This is a genomic window from Streptomyces sp. NPDC006610, assembly GCF_040611575.1.
In the GTDB taxonomy this organism is placed as follows: Bacteria; Actinomycetota; Actinomycetes; order Streptomycetales; family Streptomycetaceae; genus Streptomyces.
The window spans coordinates 99,052-124,566 of sequence record NZ_JBEXOP010000014.1 but is presented as its reverse complement, the minus strand read 5'-3'; the positions used below and the strand labels follow the sequence as shown (position 1 = coordinate 124,566).

The window sequence follows — 25,515 nt, the reverse complement described above, 5'->3', positions numbered from 1 at the left end:
TGCGGCTCGGCCCTGGTACGTGAACAAGGTTCGTGTTTCTGAACGCTGCAGGCGTGATGCGGCGCGATTTCCTCCCTCGATGGGTCTCAATCGGTCACATCTCTGAACGGAAGGTAGAGGGCAAGCGCTTTCTGGTCAACGGTTCCGACAGAATCCGTGCCTCCGTGGGAGCGCTTCCATGCGCGGCTGTGGACATGTCACCATGCGGTTGCTCCTCCCTCTCAGCGATGCACCGTCGGTGCTCCTTCCCCGCGCCGACGGCCCACGAGCCGCGATCACGAAGGGACGACCACGTGCCCGTCACCGTCTCCGGCACCACCGCGCGCGGAAAGCCGCGCACCCCGCTCCTCACGCTCCTCGGCGCGCTCCTGCCGATGCTCGCCGCCCTGCTCCTGGCCGCACCGCAGGCCGCCGCCCGCCAGCAGGCCGCCGACGCGGTGCCCACCGCGACGCTCACCGAGGTCACCGGCTTCGGCAGCAACCCGAGCAACCTGCAGATGTACCTCTACGTCCCCGCCAACGTCGCCCCGGACCCGGCGGTGCTCGTGGCCGTCCACTACTGCACCGGGTCCGGCCCTGCGATGTACTCCGGGACCGAGTACGCCTCGCTCGCCGACCGCCACGGCTTCATCGTCGTGTACCCGTCGGTCACCCGCTCCAGCAAGTGCTTCGACGTCGCCTCGCCCCAGGCGCTGCGCCGCGGTGGCGGCAGCGACCCGGTCGGCATCAAGTCCATGGTCGACTGGGTGAAGACGAACTACGACGCCGACCCGAGCCGGGTCTTCGTCACCGGCATCTCCTCCGGCGCGATGATGACCAACGTCCTGCTCGGCGTCTACCCGGACGTGTTCGCCGCCGGCGCCGCCTTCGCGGGCGTGCCCTTCGGCTGCTTCGCCACCACCGACGGCTCCGAGTGGAACAGCGCCTGCGCCAACGGCACCGTGACCCGCACCCCGGCCGCCTGGGGCGACCTGGTCCGCGCCGCGTACCCGGGCTACACCGGCCCCAGGCCCCGGATGCAGCTGTGGCACGGCACCCAGGACGACATCCTGCGCTACCCGAACTTCGGGGAGGAGATCAAACAGTGGACCAACGTCCACGGCCTCGGCCAGACCCCGGCCGCCAGCGACTCGCCCGCCTCCGGCTGGACCCGCACCCGCTACGGCGGCACCGGTGACCGCGCGCCCGTCGAGGCGATCAGCCTCCAGGGCGTCGGCCACAACCTCTACACCCAGGGCATGGGCGCCCGCGTGCTCGCCTTCTTCGGCCTGGACAGCGGCGGCGGCCCCGGTCCGCAGCCCCAGCCCGGCGCCTGCAAGGTGACCGTGACCACCAACGCCTGGAACACCGGCCTGACGGCCTCCGTCACGATCACCAACACCGGCACCGCACCCGTCAGCGGCTGGAAACTGGGCTTCGCCCTGCCCAGCGGCCAGACCGTCACCGGTGGCTGGGGCGCCTCGTACGCCCCCGCGTCCGGGAACGTGACGGCGACGAACGCCTCGTACAACGGGACGATCGCGCCCGGCGCGAGCGTCGGACTCGGCTACCAGGCCACCCACACCGGCGACAGCAAGGCGCCGTCCGGCTTCACGCTCAACGGCACGGCCTGCGCGACCGGCTGAGCCGGGGCCCGCGCGCGGGTGGCCGGCTCAGTCCTCCGCGGCCACCCGCGTTTCCCGCGTTCACGCGGGTGAGCCCACGTATCCCGGGGAACACGGCGGGTGAAAGAGAGCGGACCCGTCAGGGAGGCGTGGAAGTCATGACCGCACAGAAACCGCCGCCCCATCTCCCGCAGCCGCTGCGCGCCACCGTCTCGGCCCTGGGGAAGGCGCCCGGCGCCGGAATCGTCCGCAGGGCACCCGGTGTCGGCACCGTGACCAGGGCCGCCGAGGGCGCGCTGGGCTCCGTCGCCGGCATGTCGCCGCGCGGCCGGCGCGTCGCCGTCTACACCGGCGCCGGAGTGCTCGGCGTCGCGGGCGTCGTGGAGTGGCCCGTGGCGCTCACCGCGGCGGGCGTGGCCTGGCTGACCCGGTCGCGGGGCGAGGCCTCCGGGGAGACACGGAAGACCGGACAGGAACGGACCGCAGGCGCCAGGACGGCGTCGTCGGCCGGACGACCGACGGCTTCGGCGGACGACACGAAGACGGCCTCGACCGGCAGCGCCAAGAAGGCCACGGCCGGCAGCGCGAAGACGGCCACGGCCGGGCGGAGCGCCAAGTCGGCGTCCGCCGGATCGGGCCGCAGGACGTCACCCGCCGGACGGAGCGCCAAGGCGGCCGCGAGCGGACCGGGCGGGACCCGGAAACCCGGCAAGTCGAAGTCCGCCGCCGGGACAGCCGGAACCGCCGCCAAGACCGCCAAGACCGCCAAGACCGCCAAGTCCACCGCCAAGTCGGCCGCCGCATCCACGGCCACGAAGCGCGGGACGACCTCCAGGAGCGGCACGTCGACGGGCAGCCGGCGCAAGGCGGGCACGAGAGCCTAGAGCGGGGCCGGGCGACGGGCGGACCGGGTGCGTCACGCCCGGCCCGCGCCCGGCCCTCCGGACTTCGATCACGAGCTGAGGGCATGAGATGGGGCTTGGGTTGCTGACGGGTTCGACCGCGGCCGTCTCCGGCGTCGTACTCGCCGGTCCGCGGCTGCTGACACGGGGCGCCGCGCCCACCGTGGGTGCGGCGGCCGGCGCCGTGGCGGGCACTGCACGCGCGGGCGTGCGCGGCGCGGACGCCGTGGCCCGGGCCGCACGGGTCGCCCGCGGCGCGCTGCCGGGCGCCGGACGCGACTGGCGCTCGCCCGGACGGGCGCACCTCGCGCTGCGGCTCGCCGCGCCGGACCGGGCACGGATCGCCGGCGAAACGGCGCGGGCGGCGCGCCGGGTGGCCGCGGCGCTGGCCGAACGGCCGGATGTCGCCTACGCCTACTGGGACGGCGGGCTGTCCCGGCTGGTGATCGCCGCCAGCGAGGCCGTACTGTCCGACCGGCTGCTGGACAAGGCGTCCGACCTCGCCGCGCGCCACGGCCTGGTGCCCGCGGACGACGACGTGGAGGAGGCGTGCGCGCACCCCGGCGACCGGGGCGAGGTGCGCACCACGACCGCCGCGCTGGTGGCCGACGCGGCGGGCGTCGCCGCCGCCGTGACCGGCTCCGCCCTGCGCTGGCCCGCCTCCCCGCGCTTCGTCACCGCCGCCGCGACCCTGCTGCGCGAGAACCCGCGTTTCCGGCGCTGGATGCGGTCCCGGTTCGGGGCCGCCCGCACGGACCTGGTCCTCGCGGTGGCCAACGCCGCCGTCCACGGCGCCGGACAGACCCCGACCTCGCTGGTGCTCGACGCCGCCCTGCGCTCGCTCCAGCTCACCGAGACCCTCGCGCGCGGCGGCGCCTTCGAGACCCTGCACGACCAGGTGTGCCGCCCCGACCGGGAGACCGTGGCCGCGCACCGGTTCCCGCGCCCTCCGCTGCGCACCACCCCCGCCCACGACTACGCCGTGCACGCGGAGACCGGCAGCATCGCGGGCGCCGCCGCCACCCTGCTGGTCAAGCACAGCGGGGCCGAGGCCGCCGAGGCCGTGCTCGCCGGCTCCCCGAAGGCCGCCCGCTACGGGCCCGCCGCCTTCCACGCGGTGCTGGGCTGCGCGCTGGCCCGCGGCGGGGTGCTGATGCGCGACATGGAGCGGCTGCGCCTGCTGGAGACGGCCGAGACGGTGTTCCTGCATCCGAGCGCTCTGCACACGCCCGAGGGCGACGCCGACCCCTGGGCGGAGTCCGTGCTGGACGCGGCCCGCCGGGCCGGGCTGCGGGTGGTCGTGGTGGACGACCCCGCGCTCGGCGAGTTCACCGCCCTCGCCGACCACATCGTCTCCCCGGACCGGCCCGCGGGCGAGGTCGTGGCCGGACTGCGCGAGGGCGGGGGAGTGCTCACGGTGGCCCGGCCGGCGTCGGCCGACGACCACGACGTGCTGGCCGGGCTGCTCGCCGGTGACGTGGCGGTCTCGCTCGCCGACGGCGAGGCGGCCGTCGCCTGGGGCGCGGACCTGGTCGCCACGGGCGGGCTGGCCGATGTGTGGCGGGTTCTCGCCGCGGTGCCGGCGGCCCGCGCGGTCGGCCGGCGCTCCCAGGTCCTGGCCCGCTCCGGCGCCGCGCTGTCCGGCCTGATGGTGGCCGTCGGCGAGTCCGGGCGCAGCCCCATCCCGATGGTCGGACTGCGGCACGCCCCCGTCGACGTCGGCGCCGCCCTCGCCCTGCTGGACGGGGTGCGCGCCGCGGTCGGCGTGGCCCGCGCCCGCGCCCCGCATCCGCGGGCCCGGGTGGCCTGGCACGCCCTGAAGGCCGGCGAGGTCCGCGAACGGATCAGCCGCGCGAGGGCGTCCGAACCGACGCCGGTCGAGGAGGTCAAGGGCAGGCTGGCCAGGACGGCCGGCGCGCTCGGCCGGACGCCCGCGATGGCACCGGCCCGCTGGTCGCTGCAGCTCGGCCGTGCCGTGCGGGGCGAACTGGACGACCCGCTCACCCCGGTCCTGGCGGTCGGCTCGGCCGCCTCCGCGATCCTCGGGTCGGTCGTGGACGCCCTGCTGGTCGTCGGCGCCCTGGACCTCAACGCGCTGGTCGGGGGCGTCCAGCGGCTGCGGGCCGAGCGGGCGCTGTCCGGGCTGCTCGCCGAGCAGAAGCAGAAGGCGCGGGTGACGGGCGAGGGCGACGGCGACACCGACGGGCCGCGCACCGTGGACGCCGCCCGGCTCAGGCCCGGCGACGTGATCGAGCTGAAGGCCGACGACGTCGTGCCCGCCGACGCCCGCCTGCTGTGGGTGGACGGCCTCGAGGTGGACGAGTCGGCGCTCACCGGGGAGTCCCTGCCGGTGGACAAGCAGCTCGACCCGACGCCGCGCGCGCCGGTGCCGGACCGCCGCTGCATGGTGTTCGAGGGCACGACCGTGGTGGCGGGACAGGCCAGGGCGGTGGTCGTGGAGACGGGCGAGCGCACCGAGGCGGCCCGTGCCGTCCACCTGGCCGCCCGCACGCCGCCGTCTGCGGGCGTGCAGGCGCGGCTGCAGGAACTGACCCGCAAGGCCCTGCCGTTGACGATGGCGGGCGGCGCCGCGGTGACCAGTATCTCCCTGCTGCGCGGCACCCCGATCCGGGAAGCCGTCAGCGGCGGCGTGGCCGTCGCGGTGGCCGCCGTGCCCGAAGGGCTGCCGCTGGTCGCCACCGTGGCGCAGCTCGCCGCCGCGCGCCGGCTGAGCGCGCGGGGCGTGCTGGTCCGTACCCCGCGCACGCTGGAGGCGCTGGGCCGGATGGACACCGTCTGCTTCGACAAGACGGGCACGCTCACCGAGAACAAGCTGCGTCTGGTGCGGGTGACCGACGCCGAGGGCACGGCCCGCACGCCGGACGAGGCGAAGGACACCGAGACGCTGAGGGTCGCGGTACGGGCCTGCCCGCAGCCGGAGGAGGGGCCGCACCGGCTGGTGCACGCCACCGACGAGGCCGTGCTGGCCGCTGCCGGGCGCGACCCGGAGTGGGTGCAGACCGTGGGCCGGGAGTTCGAGGCGGGCCGCGGGTACGCGGGCGCCGTGGGCCACAACGGCGAGGGCCGGGTGTTCGTGGTCAAGGGCGCGCCGGAGACGGTCCTGCCGGCCTGCCGCGACCTGCCCGACCACGCCTCCCGCCAGGCCCAGGAGCTGGCCGGCGACGGACTGCGGGTCCTCGCGGTCGCCCAACGCCGCCTGGCCGACGGGGAGAAGGACGAGGAGGCCGGCGAGGAGCCCTTGGAGGGGCTGGAGTTCATGGGGCTGCTGGCGCTGGCCGACGTGGCGCGCGAGTCGTCCACGGCACTGGTGCACGGGCTGCGCGAGGCGGGCGTGCGGCCCGTCATGCTGACCGGCGACCATCCGCAGACCGCGCGGGCGATCGCCCTCGACCTGGGCTGGCCCGAGGACACGCCCGTGGTCACCGGCGACGAACTCGCCGCCGCGGACCGCTCCGAGCGCGCCCGGATGCTCCACGACGCGGGCGTGGTCGCCCGGGTGGCGCCCGAGCAGAAGCTCCAGGTCGTGGAGGCGCTGATGGACTCCGGCCGGGTCGTCGGGATGGTCGGCGACGGGGCGAACGACGCGGCGGCCATCCGCGCCGCCGACATCGGCGTCGGCATCAACGCCCGCGGTTCGGCGGCGGCCCGCAACGCCGCCGACCTGGTGCTCACCGACGACGACATGACGGTGCTGGTCGAGGCGGTCCGTGAGGGCCGTGCCCTGTGGCACAGCGTCGCCGACGCCGTCGCCATCCTCATCGGCGGCAACGCGGGCGAGGTCGGCTTCGGCATCCTGGGCACCGTGCTGGGCGGCGCGGCCCCGCTGTCCACCCGTCAGATGCTGCTGGTCAACCTCTTCACGGACCTGTTCCCGGCGATGGCGGTGGCGGTCACGCCGACGAAGGACGCCGGAGGCGAGGGCGAGGGTCCGGGCGACGCACCCCTCGGGACGTCGCTGCTGGGCGCCCCGTTGCTGCGGCAGATCCGGCACCGGGCGCTCACCACCTGTCTGGGCGCGGTGGCGGCCTGGCTGATCGGCCGCTTCACCCCGGGCACGGCGGGCCGCACCACCACGATGGCCCTGTGCGCCGTGGTCGGCACCCAGCTCGCCCAGACCCTCGCCGACCGCCGGGACAGCCCTCTGGTCCAGGTGACCGCCCTGGGCTCCGCCCTCGCCCTGGTCGCGCTGGTCGAGACGCCCGGGGTGAGCCGGCTGTTCGGCTGCACGCCCCTCGGTCCCGTCGCCTGGGCGGGCGTCCTCGCGGCCATCGCGCTGGCGCTGGCGGGCCAGCGGACGCTGCCGCGACTGGAGCGGACGCTCACCCGGCTCGGCAGCTGACCCGCCGCCCCGCAGCCGTACCTGCGACCGGGCATGCCGGCGCCGGCAGGGAGCGGACGGCCCCTGGGGCCGACTCCACGCGGCCTGTCGGTCCGGGCCGCTGGGCCGCACGCCGAACCGCCCTGCCGATGTGCGTCTCGTGCAACGGTTCCCGGCATGGCCTACGCGCCGGTCCTCGCCGCCGCCAGCAGCGACTCCCAGTCGGGGAGTTTGACCACGCCGCCCCGCCCGAGCCGCGCCCCCAGTTCGGCCTCGGCCCGCTCGATGGCCCGCCACCCGGCCCACTCCACCGGCTCGGCGCCCGTGGCCCGGAGCGCCGCGAGGGGGTCGGCCGGGACCTCCTTGCGCGCGAGCACGTCCGCGTCCTCCAGCAGCGACGCCACGGTCTCCTTGGCACACGGCCGGTTGGTGCCGATGACGCCGGTCGGGCCCCGCTTGATCCAGCCCGCCACGTACTCGCCCGGCGCGACGACCCCGCCTCGCACCACCCGGCCGGCCAGATGCGGGACCGTGCCGGTGGCCGCGTCGAACGGCAGCCCTTCCAGCGGCACCCCGCGATAGCCCACCGACCGCAGCACGAGCTGGGCCCCGATCTCCTCGAACCGGCCCGTCCCGGTCACCCCGCCCCGGCCGTCGGGCCGCGTCCGCTCGAACCGCACCCCGCCCACCCGCCCTCCGTCGGCGAGCACCTCCACCGGGCGCAGGAAGAACCGCGGCCGGATCCGCCGCGCGGCCCCCCGCACCGGGTGCTCGGCCCAGTCGCGCAACACCTCCACGTTGCGGCGCTGCGCCGCGGGCAGACCGGACGGGTCGGCCCACGCCGGATCCAGCGCCGTCTCCCGCGGGTCGACGATCACCTCGGCGTCCGGCAGTCCGCCCAGCTCGCGCAGCTCCTTGGTGGTGAACCGGGCCTGCGAGGGCCCGCGCCGGCCCACCATGTGGATGTCGGTCACCCGGCTCGCCGCCAGCGCGGTGAGGGCCGCCTGCGGCATGTCGGTGGGGCTCAGCTCGGCCGCGCCGCGGGCCAGGATCCGGGTGACGTCCACGGCGACGTTGCCGACGCCGATCACCACGGCCGACCGGGCGCCGGGCACGAACCCGTCCGCGGCGGCGTCCGGATGGGCGCTGTACCAGGAGACGAACGCGGTTGCCGAGAAGCTGCCCGGCAGGTCCTCGCCGGGGATGCCCAGATGCCGGTCGGTGGCCGCGCCCACGCAGTACACGACCGCGTGGTACAGCTCCCGCAGCCGCGCGGCCGGCACTCCGCCGCCGCCCACCTGGACGCCGCCGAGGAACCGCACCCGCTCGTGCTCCAGCACCGTGCGCAGACTGCCCTGCAGCGACTTGATCTTCTCGTGGTCCGGCGCCACGCCGTAGCGCACCAGCCCGTACGGGCACGGCAGCCGGTCCAGGACGTCGACGAGCACGGCGGCGTCCTGCTGGACGAGGCCCTGGGCGGTGTAGACCCCGCTCGGGCCGGAACCCACGACGGCGACACGCAGCACGGTGGAACTCCTTACCCGGGCGGACCGCAGGAGATCGCTCCGACTCCAGCATCGCACCGCCGCGCCCCGCTGTCAGGGGACCGGGCACGGGCCGCGCGGACGCGCCCTCACAGCATCCGGCGCATCCGGGTGATCTCGCTCGTCTGCTGGGCGATCACGTCGTCGGCCATTTCCTCCACGCGGACGTTGTTGCCCTGCGCCTTCACGTCCGTGGCCATCGCGATCGCCCCCTCGTGGTGCGTGATCATCAGGCGCAGGAAGAGCCGGTCGAAGGCCTTCCCCTCGGCCGCGCGGAGCTGCTTCAGCTGCGCCTCGGTGGCCATGCCGGGCATGGTGGCGTGGTCGTGGCGCCCGCCCTGTTCCCCCTTGCCGTGCTCCTTCAACCAGCCGCGCATGGCGCCGACTTCGGGCTGCTGCGCGGCCTCGATCCGCTCGGCGAGCTTCTTCAGCCGTGCCGAGTCGGCACGCTGCGGGGCGAGTTCGGTCATCTCCAGGGCCTGGGAGTGGTGCGCGATCATCATGCGCGCGTAGTCCACGTCGGCCGAGTTGGGGCTGTCGTCGTCGGCGCGGTGCCGTGCGGCCTCGTCGGCGGACAGGGTGCGGTTGCCCTCGCCGGGCCTGCCGGGCGCCAGCACCGAGGGGCCGCCCGTGCCGTCCGCCCGGTCCGGAGCGCCGTCCGAACCGGACTCGCAGGCCCCGAGTCCCAGCGTGGCCAGCGCGGTCAGGGCGACCGTGGCGAGCGACGCGCGGCGGAAGAGCACGACAGCCTCCTGTGGCAGGCGGGACGCGGAAGGCACCTCGTGAGTGCCGGTGACGGTCCTAGGACTCTTCCGCGCACGCCCCACCGAAAACCTTCATGACAAGTTCGTTGCGCCCTGTTGATCTGCGCATGCCCAAGACCATACTGCGGGGGTTCGTGAACCGTTCCCTGGCGAACGGCACAAGGGAGGAAACAGTGACCCTGTTCAACGATCCCCGAACGCGGCGCAGAGGTTTGGGAGTCACCGCGGCCGCGGCCGGACTCCTGGCCGCCCTGCTGACGGCCCATCCGGCACTCGCCACCCCCGACCCGGGGGACGCGCCGGCGACCGGGCGAGAGGTGTCCCGCGGCACCGAGGCCGAGGTGCGCGAGGCCATCGAGGCCGGGGAGATACCCGGCAAGGACGAGATCGTCCACTCCGCCAACATCGAACACCTCACCAACGTCCCCAAGGACCTGCTGCCCGGCGCCAACACGGACCTCGCCTTCCAGGGCAGGTACGCCTTCGCCGGCAACTACGACGGCTTCCGCATCTTCGACATCAGCGACCCCGCGGAGCCCGAGACGGTCGCCCAGGTGCTCTGCCCCGGGTCGCAGAACGACATCTCCGTCTCCGGCGACCTGCTGTTCCTGTCCACCGACTCCTCGCGCAGCGACGACAGTTGCAACAGCACCACGCAGCCGGTGACCGAGAAGTCCTCCTGGGAGGGCGTGAAGGTCTTCGACATCAGCGACAAGCGCAACCCCGAGTACGTCGCCGCCGTCGAGACCGCCTGCGGCTCGCACACCCACACGCTGGTGCCCGAGCGCCGCAACGTCTACGTCTACGTCTCCTCGTACTCCCCGGACGCCGCCTATCCCGACTGCCGGCCGCCGCACGACGGCATCTCCGTGATCAAGGTGCCGCGGCACGCCCCCGAGAAGGCGGCGGTCGTCGGCTTCCCGGTCCTCTTCCCCGGCGAGGGCCCCGACGGCGGCGGCAACCCCGGCGGCCCGGTCAACCCGGGCGTGTCCAAGACCACCGGCTGCCACGACATCACCGTGCTGCCCTCCAAGGACCTCGCCGCGGGCGCCTGCATGGGCGACGGCATCCTGTTCTCCATCGAGGACCCGGAGCGCCCGAAGGTCATCGACCAGGTCCAGGACAACGTGAACTTCGCGTTCTGGCACTCGGCGACCTTCAACCAGAAGGCGGACAAGGTCGTCTTCACCGACGAACTCGGCGGCGGCGGGGCGGCCACCTGCAACGCCGAGGTCGGCCCGAACCGCGGCGCCGACGGCATCTACGACATCGTCGGCCGGGGCGACCACCGCAAGCTGGTCTTCCGCAGCTACTTCAAGATCCCGCGCCACCAGGCCGACACCGAGAACTGCGTCGCCCACAACGGCTCGCTGATCCCGGTCAAGGGCAAGGACCTCATGGTCCAAGCCTGGTACCAGGGAGGCGTCTCCGTCTGGGACTTCACCGACTCCGACCGCCCGAAGGAGATCGCCTACTTCGAGCGCGGCCCGCTGAGCACCGACACGCTCACGGGCGGCGGTTCCTGGTCGGCGTACTACCACAACGGCCACATCTACTCGAACGACATCGTCAAGGGCTTCGACGTGCTCAGGCTCCACGACCGGCGCACCGCACCGGCCGAGCGGGTGCGGCTGCGCGAGCTCAACGTCCAGACGCAGCCGGACTACTTCGACTGACCCTCACCCGTCGCGAAGAACCGTGACAGCGGTTCCTCGCGCTCCCCGCCGGGCGCCTCGGCGTCCGGCGGGGAGCCCTGCTCCCAGTCCAGCCGGTAGCGGCGGAACAGCTCCGCGCGCAGCGGCGCGATCGGCATCCCCACGTTCGGCAGCACCATCGCGTAGACCGCGCCCATCAGCAGCGCCCGCAGCATCGGATAGTCGGTGGCGAGGTCCGTCGAGCCGTGCCGTGCGCAGGTGTCCCGCAGCAGTTCCGCGAGCCGCTGCTGCTCCGGGCACTGCACGAACCCGACGTCCTGGAGCAGCCCCGCCATGTGCTGACGCATCAGCACGGTACGGTCGCGGGCCAGGCCCAGGACGGCGTCGATGGCCCGCGCCATCCGTTCCCGCCCGTCCTCGGTGCGCGGCTCCCGCTCCAGTGCCTCCTCCAGCGTGCGGTGCATCAGCCGGTGCACGGCCGACTGCACCAGCTGGCGCTTGCCGGGGAAGTAGTACGACACCAGACCGCGTGCCGACCCGGCCCGGTCGGCGATGTCGCCGAGCGTCGTGGACTCGTATCCCCGCTCGTTGACCAGCTCGATCGCCGCTTGCAGGAGCCGCTCCCGGGAACGCCTCCGCAACTCTTCATTGACCGAGGCGCTACGGGGGGTCATGCTGTAACTCCTGCGTTGACTGGCTGCCAGCCAACTATACTCAGGGCATCCGGCGCGACCCCTTGCGGGTCGGGTCCGGGTTTGCTGTCCGTCTCGGGCGACGCGGGGGATCGTCCGAGGCGGGCAGCGCTGTTCTTCGGCGGCGATGTCGCAGGCCGGCGCGGGCGCCGGCGGTCACGGCCGCCACCGCTGGTGGGCCGCGACGGCCAGGGCGACCAGCGTGGCGCCCAGCAGCCAGCCGCCGATGACGTCGGTGGCCCAGTGCACCCCGAGCCAGATCCGGGTCAGGCCCACCCCCGCCACGGACACCGCCGCCACCGCGGCCGCCGTGTGCCGCACCGCCCGCCCGGCGCCGTGCCGGTGCAGCAGCCACAGGAGCACGCCCAGCACCACCGTGGCGGTCATGGCGTGTCCGGAGGGGAACGCCGCGTAGTGCGCGGAGTCGACGGGGTCGGGCCAGTGCGGGCGCTCCCGCCCCACGGCGGCCTTCAGGGACTGCTGGACCACCGTGGCCAGCGCGCAGGTGGCGACGAGCCAGACGGCCGTCCAGCGGGCTCCGCGCCGCCACCACAGCCACACCGCCGTCACGCCGGCCAGCACACGCATCGTCTGCGGGTCCCACACCCAGTCGGTGAGGATCCGGAACGCGTGCGTCAGCCCCGGCTCGTCCACCGCCCAGCGGTGGGTGGTGCGCGCGACGTCGCCGTCCCAGTCGACCAGCAGCCGCCACTCGGCGGCGACCAGGGCGAGCAGCAGCAGCGAGCACAAGGCGAGGGGGACCGCGAGGCGGACGGCCGGGCGCTGCGGGGCCGGCCGGGGCGGGGAGTCGACGGCGGGGGTCTGCATGGTTCGATCCTCGCCGACGAGCCGGGTCCGAGGCCAACCCCGCGCGGGGAAAGGGCCACCCGGCCCGGGGTAAGGGCTACCCGAGGGCGCGCAGCGCCGGCACGAACGTCACCAGCACCGGCACCACGGGCACCAGCGCGGCCGTCGCGGTCAGCCGCAGCCTGCGGGCCACGGTGAGCCGGTTCGGCGGTGTGAGCAGGCGGTGCACCCGCTGCGGGACGTGCGCCTGCGAAGCGGGGGAGGGGCCGAACACCCCGCGGTCCTCGTTCAGTTCCACCAGCGCCAGCGCGGTGGTGAGCCGGCCGAAACGGCGCGAGGCCATGTCGTCGGCGGCGAGTTCGACGAGCCGGTGCATCTCGTCCCGGAACGCGGCGAACACCGGCACCTGCGGGAACCCGCCGGCCAGCGCCTGCGAACAGTGCAGCAGCCAGTCGTGCCGCGCCCGCGCATGCCCCTGCTCGTGCGCGAGTACGGCGTCCAGCTGCCGTCCCTTGAGCCGGCGCAGCGCGGCCGTCGTGACGACCAGCCGGGGCTCGGAGCCGGACAGCCACCAGGCGTCGGGCCGCTCACTCTCCAGCACCACCAGTCGACCGCCCGGCTGCTCACCGGGCAACTCCGGGGCACGCCGCAGCAGTTCCGCCCGGCGCCGCCGACGCCGCGCACGGGCCCGTACGACCTCCCGCACCAGCATGGCCGCACTCCACACCGCGCCGCCCGCGAGCGCCACCGCGATCGTCGCCGCCCAGGGTCCGGTCGGGCCGAAGGCGTAGGCGTCCACGACCGCGCTCGGCGCCGGCGCGAACAGCCGGCCGCGCACCGCGTGCCAGGCGGCCGACGCGCTCAGCGCCATCGACAGCGCGCAGCACAGCAGCACCGCGGCCACGACGCACTGCCACATCCACAGGGCGATCACCGGTTCGCGGTCCGGCCAGTCGGCCCGGGCGAGCAGCCGCGGGGCGAGCACGGCGGTCAGCACGCCGAGCAGCAACAGTGCCGCGGGGACCATCATGGCCACAGCCTATGAGCGCCGGGCCGCTCCGAGGCCGGGCTCGGCGACCAAGTGACGCACGCCACGGTTTCGTCGTCCGTTTTGTCACACGGTTTCTCACACGGTGAGCAGCATCGCCACCATCCCGATCCCCATCGACAGCCGGCACGCCCGCACCAACTCCGGCCGGTCCGCCCAGCCCGCCCGCCGCGAGACGCCCGCGACGGCGGGGACCGGTATCAGCCGGGCGCCGCAGAGCAGGACGTACCCGGTGAAGTAGAGGAAGAGGGCGCCGGTCAGCAGCGGGACGCCCGAGCCGCCGTGGCCTTGGTGCCCTGCCCCGGAGGCCGGGGCGGACATCATCACCAGGGACATGTGGACCATGGCCAGGGCGCCCACCAGATGGTGCAGATGGTGCCGGCTCGTCCTGGCCGCCCACAGGGCGTGCAGCCCGGCCGCGCCGAACACCGCCGCGTAGACGCCCCATGCCCACGGCGGCGGGGTGAAGGCCGCCGCCGGCACGGCCATCGCGGCCATGCCGAACCCCATCAGGGCCTCGCCCCCGGCCGTCCGCCGCTGCTCCTCCACGCCGCTGCGCAGCCGCAGCAGACAGTAGGCGCCGGTGGCCGTGCACAGCGCCACCAGCAGCCAGCCGGACGCAGCCGGTCCGTGCACGTGCCGCTCCTCCCCGCTCGGCGGCCGCGCGACAGGGCCGCGTCGGCCGACGCTCAGTGGCTGCCCGTGCCCGGCGGCGCCCACGCGAGCGCGCAGGGGTGCACAGGGTGTATCCGGTGCACGGCGCACTGCGAGTGCGCCGGGGCGGGCGGCGGCGAGGCGGCGGGGCACGTCGGGTCGGGATGACGGCGGGGCCGCAGAGCGCGCCGGGGCGGCGGTGGCGGGAATGCCGCACAGCACGTCATCCACTTCCTCGCCGTACCGCATCCGCTTCCGGCCGCACCGCCTCCCGCCCCGGCCGGTCCCGCGGCCCGCTCGCCAGGCGCTCGCCGCCGCGCCGACCGGCCAGGCAGCCGCGGCGGACGCGGCGTCCGGCGAGCGGGGCAGGACCGCTGCCCCGGAAGCGGGTCGTGCCGGCCGAAGCCCGCGGACGCCGTACGCTCACCGCGACGGCACGACGCAGGGCCGCTCCTGGACCGGGAGACGGGCACGACGACGGAGGACGCACGGCCATGACGGCGACGAACCCGGGCCCCGGGCCCGGGGAGAACGGGGACGACGGGCCGGACGCGGCTCGCGCGGGGACCGGCGGCGACACCGTCGCCGCCGTCGTGCGGCAGTGGCGGGCCGTGCGGCCCGACCTCGACACCGGGCCGATCGAGATCATCGGCCGCGTCAACCGCTGTGCCGCCCTCCTCCAGCAGGCCGAGGACGCTCCGCTGCGCCGCGCCGGGCTCAGCAGGCCCGAGTTCGACCTGCTCGGCGCGCTGCGCCGAACCGGCTGCGAGCTGACCCCCGGCGAACTGGCCCGCGAGACCTACTCCTCCGGCGCCGCCGTCACCAAGCGCGTCAAGCACCTCACCGAACGCGGCCTGGTGGAGCGGCGCGGCGACGACCGCGACCGCAGGGTGGCCCATCTGCGCCTCACGGACGCCGGACGCGACCTGGTCGACGGCGTCCTGCCCGACCAGCTCGCCTACGAGAGCGCCGTCCTGTCCGGTCTCGGCCCGGCGGCACAGGGGGAACTGGCCGTGCTGCTCGGCACGTTGCTCGGGCGGCTGGAGAACCGCCCGGGTGCCCCGCGCACCTGAGCCGGAGCGGTCCCGAGCCCCGCCGGTCTCAGATGCCCGGCCGGTACCGCATCGGATGGTCCGCCGGCACCTCCACCAGCACGATCGGCGTCCCGTCCGGATCCGCGATCCACATCTCGATCAGTCCCCACGGCTCCCGCACCGGCGGCCGGGCGATCTCCACGCCCGCGGCCAGCAGCTCCTCCTGGGCCGCGGCGACGTCCTTCACCTGGAGCCACAGCCGCACGGACGGGTCGGGCGGCGTCTCGGAGCGGCCGGACAGCTCGAGGAAGCCGCCGCCGAGGAAGTAGACGGTCCCGCGCTGCGGCCCCGTGCCGAACTCCCGATGGACGCAGAGGCCGAGCTGCCCGCCGTAGAAGGCGCGCGAGCGCTCGGGGTCGGTGGGGCGGAGCAGGGTACGGCTGCTGAGTACGTGCACCATGCATCCGCAGGGTAGCGGCAGCGTTAGGCTCGTCGCTGCCGAGCCGCGCGCACGAGAACCGGAGAGCCGACAGATGTCCACAGCCGAGACCGCCGGAACCACCGCGACCGCAGGCCCCGCCGCCGACCTGACCTTCCGGGACGCCACCGCCGCCGACGTCGGCACGCTGGTCGCGCTGATCGAGTCGGCGTACCGGGGTGAGGCGAGCAGGGCCGGGTGGACCACCGAGGCGGACATCCTGGAAGGGCAGCGCACCGACCCCGAGGGCGTGCTCGCGGTCATCGAGGCGCCGGACAGCCGGCTGCTGACGGTGGAGCGGGACGGCGCCGTCGTCGCCTGCTGCCAGCTGGAACACCGCGGCGACCACGCCTACTTCGGCATGTTCGCGGTCAGCCCCCGGCTGCAGGGCGCCGGCCTCGGCAAGCGGATCATCGCGGAGGCGGAGCGGCAGGCCCGGCTGGCCTGGGGCGCCACGCAGATGCACATGACCGTGATCTCGGTGCGCGAGGACCTCATCGCCTGGTACGAGCGGCGCGGCTACCGCCGTACGGGCCGCACCAGCCCGTTCCCGTACGGCGACGAGCGCTTCGGCGTTCCGCTCCGCGCCGGGCTGGAGTTCGAACTGCTGGTGAAGGACCTGGTCTGAGCCTCACGCGGTGAAGCGGCCGGTGCGCTCGATCCCCGGCTGGTCGGCGGTCACGCCGTCCAGCTCCAGGGAGCGCGCCGGCCGCACTGCGTGTTCACCCCCCGGCCGACAGCCCGGATCGTCATGGCCGACTGCCTCGGCAGCGACGGAGTCGGGAAGCGCCCGCGTTCACGCCGGTGACCGACAGGAAAAAATGCGGTGAAGGTGGGGTTGGGGAAGGATAATTTCCCGAGGGTCCCCTTGCTGGGAGAAACCCCGCACGTATACGGTCTGCGTACGAGAGGTTCTCGCGTGGAGGATGGGACATGACGGAAATTCTTGTGCAGGCGGGTGCTGGGGAGCGGATTCCTCCGGCGGACAGGGTGGTGGACCACCCGGCGTGGCCCGTGCTCAAGGATGCCGTGGAGCAGATCCGGCCATGGCAGTCCAAGGACGGGTCCATCGACTTCGACGCCGAGGGCGCCCCCGGCCGCGCGGAGGCCGAGCGTGCCGTGCGCCGCGTCGCCGACGCCGTGACGGAGCTGTCCCCGCTGCTCCCGGACGACGCCGCCTACCACGCCGCCCTCGTGGCCGACCTGCGCCGCTGGGCGGACGACGGCTTCGGCGTACCCGACTTCCTGGACTCGCTGCTGGCCTTCCAGCCCGCCGCCAACCGGCGGGACGGTCTGCAGCACCTGGTCGTCTTCCCGATGTACACGCAGAACGGCAATCCGGACCGCAACCTCGAAGCGGTCGTGCTGCGCATGGTCTGGCCCGACTGGCTGGCCGAACTCGAGCGCACCCGCTACGACAACCCGCTGTTCTGCGGCATCAAGTTCGAGGACTTCACGGCCGGCTACGACACCAACTCCGCCGTCCTGTTCCCCGAGACCATCGCCGTGCGCGAGGCCCCCGAGCGCTTCACCTGGGGCGGCATCTTCTGCGACCGCGAGGCCGCCCGCTTCCGCCGGGTCACCGAAGCCGCCGTCGGCATCCTCGGCCTGGAGCTCCCCGAGGACATCGCCGCGATGGTCCACGACCAGAAGCGGTGCGAGGAGGCATTCGTGCTGTGGGACATGGTCCACGACCGCACCCACAGCCACGGCGACCTGCCCTTCGACCCGTTCATGATCAAGCAGCGCCAGCCGTTCTGGATGTACGGCCTGGAGGAGCTGCGCTGCGACCTCACCGCCTTCAAGGAGGCCGTGAAGCTGGAGGCCGACGGCGTCCCGCAGGCCCGTGACGTGCAGTACGCGGTGCTGTTCGACCGGATGTTCCGCTTCCCGGTCACCGGCGAGCGGGTCCGCAACTACGACGGTCTCGGCGGCCAGCTGCTCTTCGCCTACCTGCACCGGCACGACGTCGTTCGCTGGACCGACAACAAGCTGTTCATCGACTGGCAGCGCGCCCCGCACGTCACCAACCAGCTGTGCGCCGAGATCGAGAAGCTGTACCGCGACGGAATCGACCGTCCCAAGCTGGTCCACTGGTTCGCCGGCTACGAACTGGTCTCCACCTACCTCGCCCCGCACCCCGGCTCCAAGTGGGCCAAGGGCCCCGACGCCCTGGACCTGACCCAGCCGCCGCGCAAGCTGGTGGACGACGTGCTTCCGGACGAGTTTCCGCTGAGCATGTTCTACGAGGCCCTGTCCAAGAAGCTGAAGAACGTGATCGCTTCCACCAAGGGCATCACGGCGGACGGCGCCGAGCGGACGGCCGCGTGAGCGACCGCCGTACCGAGGACACTGCTCAGGAGGAGACGGACATGGGTAACGGCGGGGCTCTCAGCGGTGCGGTGATCGCGGTGGCCGGCGCGGGGGGACCGGCAGGACGGGCGACGCTGCTGCGGCTGGCCGAGGCGGGCGCCACGGTCGTCGGCGCGGACAACGACCCGGAGCGGCTCGCCGAGGCCGTCGACGCCGCGCGGTACGCCGCCGGCGGCTCGACCGTCACCGGCGAGACCGTGGACCTGCTCGACCTGGACACCACCCGCGACTGGGCGACGCGCACCGAGAAGGAGTTCGGGCGCGTCGACGGGCTGGTCCACCTGGTCGGCGGCTGGCGCGGCAGCGAGACCTTCACCAAGACCAGCCTCGACGACTGGGACTTCCTGGAGCTGCTGCTGATCCGCACCGTGCAGCACACCTCCCTCGCCTTCCACGAGGCGCTGCAGCGCAGTGACCGGGGCCGCTACGTCCTGATCAGCGCCGCCGGCGCGACGAGGCCGACGGCGGGCAACGCCGCGTACGCCGCCGGCAAGGCCGCCGCGGAGGCGTGGACGCTCGCCCTCGCGGACTACTTCCGCAAGGCGGGGGGCGAGCAGGGGCCGACCTCGGCGGCTGCCATCCTGGTGGTGAAGGCGCTGGTGCACGACGCGATGCGCGCCGAGCGACCCAACGCGAAGTTCGCGGGCTTCACCGACGTCAAGGACCTGGCCGAGGCCATCGCCGGAGTCTGGGACAAGCCCGCCGCCGAAGTGAACGGAAACCGTCTGTGGCTGACCGAGAAGCCGTGAACCCTCCGAAGACCGACGCGCGCCGCCACCACGACCCGGACAGCCGGGGGTTCGCCAGCGACAACTACGCCGGGGCCCACCCGGAGGTGCTCGCCGCGCTCGCCCTCGCCAACGGCGGGCATCAGGTGGCGTACGGCGAGGACGCGTACACGGAGAACCTCCAGCGGATCGTGCGCAGCCACTTCGGCGCCACCGCCGAGGCGTTCCCGGTCTTCAACGGCACCGGCGCCAACGTCGTCGCGCTTCAGGCGGTCACCGACCGCTGGGGCGCGGTGATCTGCGCCGAGAGCGCGCACATCAACGTCGACGAGGGCGGCGCCCCCGAGCGCATGGGCGGGCTGAAACTGCTCACCGTGCCCACCCCGGACGGCAAGCTCACCCCCGAGCTGATCGACCGGCAGGCGTACGGCTGGGAGGACGAGCACCGGGCCATGCCGCAGGCCGTCTCGATCACCCAGGCCACGGAGCTGGGCACCCTCTACACGCCCGACGAGATACGCGCGATCTGCGACCACGCCCACGCCCACGGCATGAAGGTCCACCTGGACGGCTCGCGGATTGCCAACGCCGCCGCGTCCCTGGACGTCCCCATGCGGGCGTTCACCAACGCGGCCGGCGTCGACATCCTCTCCCTCGGCGGCACCAAGAACGGCGCCCTGTTCGGCGAGGCGGTCGTCGTCATCAACCAGGACGCCGTCCGCCGGATGAAGCACCTGCGCAAGATGTCCATGCAGCTCGCCTCCAAGATGCGCTTCGTCTCGGTGCAGCTGGAGGCCCTGCTGGCGAAGGACCTGTGGCTGCGCAACGCCCGGCACGCCAACGAGATGGCCCAGCGCCTGGCCGAGGGCGTGCGCGCCGTGCACGGCGTGGAGATCCTCCACCCGGTGCAGGCCAACGCCGTCTTCGCCCGGCTCCCGCACGATGTGAGCGAGCGCCTGCAGAAGCGGTTCCGCTTCTACTTCTGGGACGAGGCCGCGGGTGACGTCCGCTGGATGTGCGCCTTCGACACGACCGAGGACGACGTCGACGCGTTCGTGGCCGCCCTGAAGGAAGAGATGGCCCGCTAGCCGCGCCGACGCGCCAAGGGATGCATAGGTATGCGGTTGATCGGAAATGCATTGACTCTCGATCGGCCGCATACCTATGCTCCGATGCCATGCAGCTCATCCAGGAGACGGCCGACCTCTCCGCCTACCTAGCCGCCGACGAGGCGATTGACCACCATCACCCGCTCGTCGTGGAGACCGCCGCGCGGCTGGCCCGCGGGGTCGCCGACTCGTATGAATATGCACGGGCCGCATTCGAGTTCGTGCGCGACGAGATACCGCACTCCCACGACGTCGGCGACCTCCGTGTCACCTGGCGCGCCTCCGACGTCCTCGAGCAGCGCACCGGCATCTGTTACGCCAAGGCCCACGCGCTCGCCGCGCTGCTGCGCGCCGAGGACATCCCGACGGCGCTGTGCTACCAGCGGTTCGACGTGCTGCACGGCCTGGTCGCCGTGCGGTTCAACGGCGCCTGGCACCGCCAGGACCCGCGCGGCAACAAGCCCGGCGTGGACGCGCGGTTCTCCCTGGACGGCGAACGGCTGGCGTTCACCCCCGACCCCGAGGCCGGGGAGGAGGATCACCCGGTCCTCTACGCCCGCCCTCGTCCGGCCGTGCTCCGGGCCCTGCGGGCGGCGCCCGACCGTCCGGCCCTGTGGGCGACGCTCCCCACCGCGCTCTGAGGCGGCGGCTCTGAGGCGGCGGGGAGTTCCCGGACGGCGCGGGACGCTTCCGGGCGGGGCGGGGCGGCTTTCGGGCGGCGCCGGAGTCAGCGCTTCTCGGCCTCGCGGACCTGCTCGGGCGTGGGCGCCGTGCCGCCGAGGTGGGCCGGCAGCCACCAGGTGTCGTCCGCGTCCCGGGGCCGGGTCGGATAGGCGCGCTGCGCCGCCTCCAGAAGCTCCTGCACGCGGTCGCGCAGCCGCCGGGTGATCGCGCCCGCGTACTGGTCGCAGGGGGCCTCGACGGGCTCGCCGACGCGGATGGTCACCGGCGTGTGGCTGCGCTTGAAGTTGCGCGGGTGACCCTTGGTCCACAGCCGCTGCGTGCCCCATACGGCCATCGGGATCAGCGGGACGCCCGCTTCCTGCGCCAGGCGCGCCGCGCCCGACTTGAAGCTCTTGAGCGTGAACGACTCCGAGATCGTGGCCTCGGGGAACACGCCCACCACCTCGCCCGAACGCAGCGCGTCCAGCGCGTGCGCGTAGGCCGCCTCGCCCTGTGTGCGGTCCACCGGGATGTGCTTCATGCCCCGCATCAGCGGACCGGAGACCTTGTGCCGGAAGACCGACTCCTTCGCCATGAAGCGCACCAGACGCTTCTGCGGCAGCGCCGCCAGGCCGTTGAAGATGAAGTCGAGATAGCTGATGTGATTGCTCACCAGCACGGCGCCGCCCGAGCGCGGAATGTTCTCCGACCCCTTGCAGTCGATCTTGAGGTCCCATGCCTTGAACAAGGTGAGCGCGAGACCGACGACGGGACGGTAGACGAGTTCTGCCATGGGCGCGACGGACCCTTCCTGCTCTGCCTGGGGAGGTTCCCGGCCGGAAAGCTACGCTGCCGTAGGTTTACGGCATCTCGCAGATCGTGCCCCAAGAACGGACGGGTAGCCAGCCCTGGTGCCCGCGCGCGGAGAGATCCTCGTCACGTCGGCCCTGTGCCCACCTCGGGCTTTTTCCCTTCCTTGGCCATGCGTCGAGCGTTCCTCGGGGGAAACCCTTGCGGGAGCCGGGAATGTTTGCGGTCCCTGGACCGGTTGGCCAGGGGATGGCAGGAAGAACCCGACCCGTGGTGGGAGGTCGCGCGTGCGCGCACAGGACGAGGACGGGCGGCTGGGCCCGGCGGAACTCGGCGCCGGCCTCGGGGAGCGGGCCACGCTGGTCCAGTTCTCCACGGCCTTCTGCGCCCCCTGCCGGGCGACCCGCCGCGTCCTCGCCGACGTGGCGGCCCTGGTCCCCGGCGTGGTCCACGTCGAGATCGACGCCGAGGCCCGGCTGACCCTCGTACGCGCCCTGGACATCCGGCGGACCCCCACCGTGCTGGTCCTCGACGCCGACGGGCGGATCGTGCGCCGGGCCGCCGGACAGCCCCGCAGGGCGGACGTCCTCGCGGCCCTGGGGGAGGCGCTATGAGGACCGGCGGACCGCCGCGCGCAGGCCGTGCGGACCCGCGTGGGGCCGCCCGCGCAAACGGGCGCGGCCTTGACTGCATCGCACGGATATCGTCAGCCTGCTTTGGCCCGCCCACCCCAGGAGAAGGCCCTTCATGACCGCCGGCACCGAACTCGCCAGCCCTCGGCTCACCGCGTCCGAACTGCTCCGTGCCGCGTTCCGGCGGCACGCGGCGGGCGTCGCGGTGATCACCGCGCGGGACGAGCACGGCCCGGTCGGATTCACCGCCACCTCCCTCACCTCCGTCTCCGCCGAACCGCCGATGCTCTCCTTCGGCATCGCCGTCGGCTCCTCCAGCTGGCCCGCCGTCTCGGCTGCCGAGTACGTCGGGGTGCACATCCTCGGCGAGCATCAGCGGGAGCTGGCCGCCACCTTCGCCCGCAGCGGCGCCGACCGGTTCGCCGCGCCCACCGTGTGGCGCGAGGGGCCCGAGGGCGTTCCGGTCCTCGACGGTGTGCAGGCCTGGCTGGTGTGCCGCGTCCACGCGCGCGTGCCCGTCGGCGACCACCGGATCGTCGTCGCGGAGATCGTCTCGGGCGACCCGGACGGCGCCGGCCGCCCGCTCCTCTACCACCAGGGGCGGTTCACCGCGCTGCGCGATTGATCACGGTCCGTCCGTGTGTGCGGAGCGGGCCGGTTCCGGTTACGCTGCGTTGCGAAGGTCACAGTTCAAAGCGCTTGCTTAGCGGGCATGAACTGGATGTACTGACGAGTAATATCTCGCTCGGGGCGTGGGTCGCTCCGATGGGATCGGCCGCTTGAGGGCGCCTATGCTGCCTGCAAGCAGGCAGCCGAGAAATGACGATGCAGTAGGAGAGCCGGCGTGAGCTTGAGGATCGTTGTCACTGTGAAGTACGTGCCCGACGCCACTGGCGACCGGCACTTCGCCGATGACCTGACCGTCGACCGCGACGATGTGGACGGTCTGCTCTCCGAACTGGACGAGTACGCGGTCGAGCAGGCGCTGCAGATCGCGGAGGCCGCCGACGACGCCGAGGTCACCGTGCTGACGGTCGGCCCCGAGGACGCCAAGGACGCCCTGCGCAAGGCCCTGTCGATGGGCGCCGACAAGGCCGTCCACGTCGAGGACGACGACCTGCACGGCACCGACGCCATCGGCACCTCCCTGGTGCTGGCCAAGGCGATCGAGAAGGCCGGCTACGACCTGGTCATCTCCGGCATGGCCTCCACCGACGGCACCATGGGCGTCGTCCCCGCGCTGGTCGCCGAGCGCCTGGGCGTCCCGCAGGTCACCCTGCTCTCCGAGGTCTCCGTCGAGGACGGCACGGTCAAGGGCCGCCGCGACGGCGACGCCGCCTCCGAGCAGCTCGAGGCCACGCTGCCCGCGGTCGTGTCGGTCACCGACCAGTCGGGCGAGGCGCGCTACCCGTCCTTCAAGGGCATCATGGCGGCCAAGAAGAAGCCGGTGCAGTCCTGGGACCTGGACGACCTGGACATCGACGCGGAGGAGGTCGGCCTCGACGGCGCCTTCACCAAGGTCGAGTCCGCGACCGAGCGCCCGGCCCGCACGGCCGGCACGATCGTCAAGGACGAGGGCGAGGGCGGCAAGCAGCTCGCCGCCTTCCTCGCGGAGCGAAAGTTCGTCTGACGCAGCCTCGCGGGCCGGAAGTTCATCCGAGCCCCGCATTCGCCGACCGCCCCCTCACACTTTCGCAAGCAGGAGAGCATTCCCATGGCTGAAGTCCTCGTCTACGTCGACCACGTGGACGGCGCCGTCCGCAAGCCCACCCTGGAGCTGCTGACCCTGGCCCGCCGCATCGGCGAGCCGGTCGCCGTGGCCCTCGGAGGCGGCGCCGCCGACACCGCCGCCACGCTGGCCGAGTACGGCGCCGTGAAGGTGCTGACCCACGACGCCGCCGAGTACGCCGACTACCTGGTCGTCCCGAAGGTGGACGCCCTGCAGGCCGCGTACGAGGCCGTCTCCCCGGCCGCCGTGCTGGTGCCGTCCTCCGCCGAGGGCAAGGAGATCGCCGCCCGTCTGGCGCTGCGCATCGGCTCCGGCATCATCACCGACGCCGTCGACCTCGAGGCCGGCGACGAGGGCCCGGTGGCCACCCAGTCGGTGTTCGCTGCCGCCTTCACCACCAAGTCCCGCGTGATCAAGGGCACCCCGGTCATCACCGTCAAGCCCAACAGCGCCGCCGTCGAGGCCGCCCCGGCCGCCGGCGCGGTCGAGGCGCTGGAGGTCTCCTTCGGCGAGCTGGCCACCGGCACCAAGGTCACCGGCCGCACCCCGCGCGAGTCCACGGGCCGCCCGGAGCTGACCGAGGCCGCGATCGTCGTCTCCGGCGGCCGAGGCGTCAACGGCGCCGAGAACTTCGCGATCATCGAGGCGCTCGCCGACTCCCTCGGCGCGGCCGTCGGCGCCTCCCGCGCCGCGGTGGACGCCGGTTGGTACCCGCACACCAACCAGGTCGGCCAGACCGGCAAGTCGGTCTCGCCGCAGCTGTACATCGCCTCCGGCATCTCCGGCGCGATCCAGCACCGCGCGGGCATGCAGACCTCGAAGACCATCGTGGCCATCAACAAGGACCCCGAGGCCCCGATCTTCGACCTGGTCGACTACGGCGTCGTCGGCGACCTGTTCGACGTCGTCCCGCAGCTCACCGAGGAGATCAAGGCCCGCAAGGGCTGATCGACGCGCCCGGCCCGGGCCGTACGAGGCCCCCGTGACCGCACCGGTCACGGGGGCCTCGTCTCATCCCAGGGTCAGCGTCGCCTGCACGGGCAGGTGGTCGCTCGGGAACCGGCCGTCCACGGAGAAGGTGTTGATCTCCGCCCGGTGGACGGCGACCCCCGGCGTGGCGAGGATCCAGTCGATGCGGTCGCCGCCGGGCGTCAGCGGCCGGTAGCCGTGGAACGTGGCGTACAGCGGGCCGCGTTCGGCGGCCGTGTCCCAGGTGTCGGTGAGCCCTGCGGCCAGCATCGTGTCGTAGACCGGGTTGCGGTGCGCGGCGACGTTGAAGTCGCCGGTCACCAGCAGCGGCAGCGCCGGGCCGAGTGCGGCGATCCGCCGGGCGATCAGCTGGGCGGCACGCGCGCGTGCGTCCTGGCTGCGGTTGTCCAGGTGGGTGTTGAGGACGCCGAACTCCCGTCCGCCGTCGGCGAGATCCCGGAACCGGACCCGGGTGACCATCCGGATGGAGCCGCCGCCCCAGGTGTTGGATCCGATGACGTCCGGGGTGTCGGAGAGCCAGAAGTGGTCGTACTCCACCGGGGCGAGCCGCCGGGTGTCGTAGAACACGGCCATGAACTCGTCGCGGCTGCCGCCCGCGCGGCCCGTGCCGATCCAGTCGTAGTGCGGCCCGAGGTCGGCGTCGATGTCCCGCAGCTGCTGGTAGAGGCCCTCCTGGGTGCCGAGGACGTGGGGCCGCTCGCGGCGCAGCAGCTCGCGCGTCACCGGCCTGCGCACGGCCCAGCTGTTCGGCTCGGCCGTGCTCGCGAACCGCAGGTTGAACGACATGACCCGCAGCGCGTCGCCCGCCGCTTCGGCGGCCGACGCGGGCGCGGCGGACAGTGCTGTACTGGACAGAGGCAGGGCGGCGGCCGCCGCCAACGCGGTCTGCAGGCCCAGGCGGCGCGTGAGGCGGCTGTGGTTCGGCACGGGGGCTCCTTCGGACGCGGCTGACGAGGCGGA

Annotated in this window: 23 protein-coding genes; 14 read left to right on the top strand and 9 right to left on the bottom strand. The window is 73.7% G+C overall.

Annotation, left to right across the window (positions count from 1 at the left end):
* The first annotated feature begins 374 nt into the window (after positions 1 to 374).
* The 3 genes from ABZY13_RS14320 (at position 375) to ABZY13_RS14310 (ending at position 6,866) form a co-directional block, all read left to right on the top strand.
* A complete protein-coding gene (locus tag ABZY13_RS14320; protein ID WP_356630431.1) occupies positions 375 to 1,625 on the top strand; it encodes a PHB depolymerase family esterase in 1,251 nt (416 codons plus the stop codon).
* Positions 1,626 to 1,762: 137 nt separating this feature from the next.
* Positions 1,763 to 2,488, top strand: coding sequence for a hypothetical protein (locus ABZY13_RS14315; RefSeq protein ID WP_356630335.1), 726 nt, complete (start codon positions 1,763 to 1,765; stop codon positions 2,486 to 2,488).
* Between the two features lie 88 nt (positions 2,489 to 2,576).
* A complete protein-coding gene (locus ABZY13_RS14310; RefSeq protein WP_356630333.1) occupies positions 2,577 to 6,866 on the top strand; it encodes a cation-translocating P-type ATPase in 4,290 nt (1,429 codons plus the stop codon).
* A 161-nt stretch (positions 6,867 to 7,027) separates the two neighbouring features.
* On the opposite strand, the gene ABZY13_RS14305 is transcribed toward ABZY13_RS14310, so the two are convergent.
* Entirely contained in the window at positions 7,028 to 8,371 is a 1,344-nt protein-coding gene (locus ABZY13_RS14305) for an FAD-dependent oxidoreductase (RefSeq protein WP_356630331.1), read from the bottom strand.
* A gap of 107 nt (positions 8,372 to 8,478) precedes the next feature.
* A complete protein-coding gene (locus ABZY13_RS14300; protein WP_356630329.1) occupies positions 8,479 to 9,132 on the bottom strand; it encodes a DUF305 domain-containing protein in 654 nt (217 codons plus the stop codon).
* Between the two features lie 194 nt (positions 9,133 to 9,326).
* Here ABZY13_RS14300 and ABZY13_RS14295 point away from each other — a divergent pair, with 194 nt between their 5' ends.
* Positions 9,327 to 10,829, top strand: coding sequence for a hypothetical protein (locus ABZY13_RS14295; protein WP_356630429.1), 1,503 nt, complete (start codon positions 9,327 to 9,329; stop codon positions 10,827 to 10,829).
* On the opposite strand, the gene ABZY13_RS14290 is transcribed toward ABZY13_RS14295, so the two are convergent.
* The 4 genes from ABZY13_RS14290 to ABZY13_RS14275 all read right to left on the bottom strand — a co-directional run bounded on the left by ABZY13_RS14290 (position 10,817) and on the right by ABZY13_RS14275 (position 13,991).
* On the bottom strand, positions 10,817 to 11,482 hold the full coding sequence (locus ABZY13_RS14290; RefSeq protein ID WP_356630327.1) for a helix-turn-helix domain-containing protein: 666 nt from the start codon (positions 11,480 to 11,482) through the stop codon (positions 10,817 to 10,819). The two genes, ABZY13_RS14295 and ABZY13_RS14290, sit on opposite strands and share 13 nt — an antisense overlap.
* A 174-nt stretch (positions 11,483 to 11,656) precedes the next feature.
* Entirely contained in the window at positions 11,657 to 12,328 is a 672-nt protein-coding gene (locus tag ABZY13_RS14285) for a phosphatase PAP2 family protein (protein ID WP_356630325.1), read from the bottom strand.
* A gap of 76 nt (positions 12,329 to 12,404) precedes the next feature.
* Positions 12,405 to 13,337 carry a M48 family metalloprotease gene (locus ABZY13_RS14280; protein ID WP_356630323.1) on the bottom strand — a complete coding sequence of 311 codons (933 nt, stop codon included), beginning with the start codon at positions 13,335 to 13,337 and terminating at the stop codon, positions 12,405 to 12,407.
* Positions 13,338 to 13,433: 96 nt separating this feature from the next.
* Complete coding sequence (locus tag ABZY13_RS14275; protein WP_356630321.1) at positions 13,434 to 13,991, bottom strand: DUF5134 domain-containing protein; 558 nt, start codon at positions 13,989 to 13,991, stop codon at positions 13,434 to 13,436.
* A gap of 512 nt (positions 13,992 to 14,503) precedes the next feature.
* On the opposite strand from ABZY13_RS14275, the gene ABZY13_RS14270 reads away from it, so the two are divergent.
* A complete protein-coding gene (locus tag ABZY13_RS14270) occupies positions 14,504 to 15,082 on the top strand; it encodes a MarR family winged helix-turn-helix transcriptional regulator (RefSeq protein ID WP_356630319.1) in 579 nt (192 codons plus the stop codon).
* Positions 15,083 to 15,110: 28 nt separating this feature from the next.
* On the opposite strand, the gene ABZY13_RS14265 is transcribed toward ABZY13_RS14270, so the two are convergent.
* On the bottom strand, positions 15,111 to 15,503 hold the full coding sequence (locus ABZY13_RS14265; protein ID WP_356630317.1) for a VOC family protein: 393 nt from the start codon (positions 15,501 to 15,503) through the stop codon (positions 15,111 to 15,113).
* 73 nt (positions 15,504 to 15,576) lie between these two features.
* Here ABZY13_RS14265 and ABZY13_RS14260 point away from each other — a divergent pair, with 73 nt between their 5' ends.
* The 5 genes from ABZY13_RS14260 to ABZY13_RS14240 all read left to right on the top strand — a co-directional run bounded on the left by ABZY13_RS14260 (position 15,577) and on the right by ABZY13_RS14240 (position 20,372).
* On the top strand, positions 15,577 to 16,149 hold the full coding sequence (locus ABZY13_RS14260; protein WP_356630315.1) for a GNAT family N-acetyltransferase: 573 nt from the start codon (positions 15,577 to 15,579) through the stop codon (positions 16,147 to 16,149).
* A gap of 305 nt (positions 16,150 to 16,454) precedes the next feature.
* The gene (locus ABZY13_RS14255; RefSeq protein WP_356630313.1) at positions 16,455 to 17,852 is read left to right on the top strand and encodes a DUF6421 family protein; all 1,398 of its coding nucleotides are present in this window, start codon (positions 16,455 to 16,457) and stop codon (positions 17,850 to 17,852) included.
* Positions 17,853 to 17,893: 41 nt separating this feature from the next.
* Positions 17,894 to 18,643: an SDR family oxidoreductase gene (locus tag ABZY13_RS14250; protein ID WP_356630427.1), complete on the top strand. Its 750-nt coding sequence runs from the start codon at positions 17,894 to 17,896 to the stop codon at positions 18,641 to 18,643.
* Positions 18,640 to 19,710 carry a low specificity L-threonine aldolase gene (locus ABZY13_RS14245; protein ID WP_356630311.1) on the top strand — a complete coding sequence of 357 codons (1,071 nt, stop codon included), beginning with the start codon at positions 18,640 to 18,642 and terminating at the stop codon, positions 19,708 to 19,710. The genes ABZY13_RS14250 and ABZY13_RS14245 overlap by 4 nt, the downstream gene beginning before the upstream one ends.
* 89 nt (positions 19,711 to 19,799) lie before the next feature.
* Positions 19,800 to 20,372, top strand: a complete 573-nt coding sequence (locus tag ABZY13_RS14240; RefSeq protein WP_356630309.1) for a transglutaminase family protein — start codon at positions 19,800 to 19,802, stop codon at positions 20,370 to 20,372.
* An 86-nt stretch (positions 20,373 to 20,458) separates the two neighbouring features.
* Here ABZY13_RS14240 and ABZY13_RS14235 read toward each other — a convergent pair whose 3' ends face one another.
* Positions 20,459 to 21,187: a lysophospholipid acyltransferase family protein gene (locus tag ABZY13_RS14235; RefSeq protein WP_356630307.1), complete on the bottom strand. Its 729-nt coding sequence runs from the start codon at positions 21,185 to 21,187 to the stop codon at positions 20,459 to 20,461.
* A 304-nt stretch (positions 21,188 to 21,491) separates the two neighbouring features.
* Between ABZY13_RS14235 and ABZY13_RS14230 the strand changes: the two genes are divergently transcribed.
* The 4 genes from ABZY13_RS14230 to ABZY13_RS14215 all read left to right on the top strand — a co-directional run bounded on the left by ABZY13_RS14230 (position 21,492) and on the right by ABZY13_RS14215 (position 24,513).
* Positions 21,492 to 21,818, top strand: a complete 327-nt coding sequence (locus tag ABZY13_RS14230) for a thioredoxin family protein (protein ID WP_356630305.1) — start codon at positions 21,492 to 21,494, stop codon at positions 21,816 to 21,818.
* 133 nt (positions 21,819 to 21,951) lie between these two features.
* Complete coding sequence (locus ABZY13_RS14225; protein WP_356630303.1) at positions 21,952 to 22,461, top strand: flavin reductase family protein; 510 nt, start codon at positions 21,952 to 21,954, stop codon at positions 22,459 to 22,461.
* Positions 22,462 to 22,680: 219 nt separating this feature from the next.
* Complete coding sequence (locus tag ABZY13_RS14220; RefSeq protein WP_356630301.1) at positions 22,681 to 23,466, top strand: electron transfer flavoprotein subunit beta/FixA family protein; 786 nt, start codon at positions 22,681 to 22,683, stop codon at positions 23,464 to 23,466.
* Between the two features lie 84 nt (positions 23,467 to 23,550).
* Positions 23,551 to 24,513 (top strand): electron transfer flavoprotein subunit alpha/FixB family protein, encoded by a 963-nt coding sequence (locus ABZY13_RS14215; protein WP_356630299.1) that lies wholly within the window; start codon positions 23,551 to 23,553, stop codon positions 24,511 to 24,513.
* 63 nt (positions 24,514 to 24,576) lie between these two features.
* Here the strand turns inward: ABZY13_RS14215 and ABZY13_RS14210 are convergent, their stop codons facing one another.
* Positions 24,577 to 25,482 carry an endonuclease/exonuclease/phosphatase family protein gene (locus ABZY13_RS14210; RefSeq protein ID WP_356630297.1) on the bottom strand — a complete coding sequence of 302 codons (906 nt, stop codon included), beginning with the start codon at positions 25,480 to 25,482 and terminating at the stop codon, positions 24,577 to 24,579.
* Positions 25,483 to 25,515 lie beyond the last annotated feature (33 nt).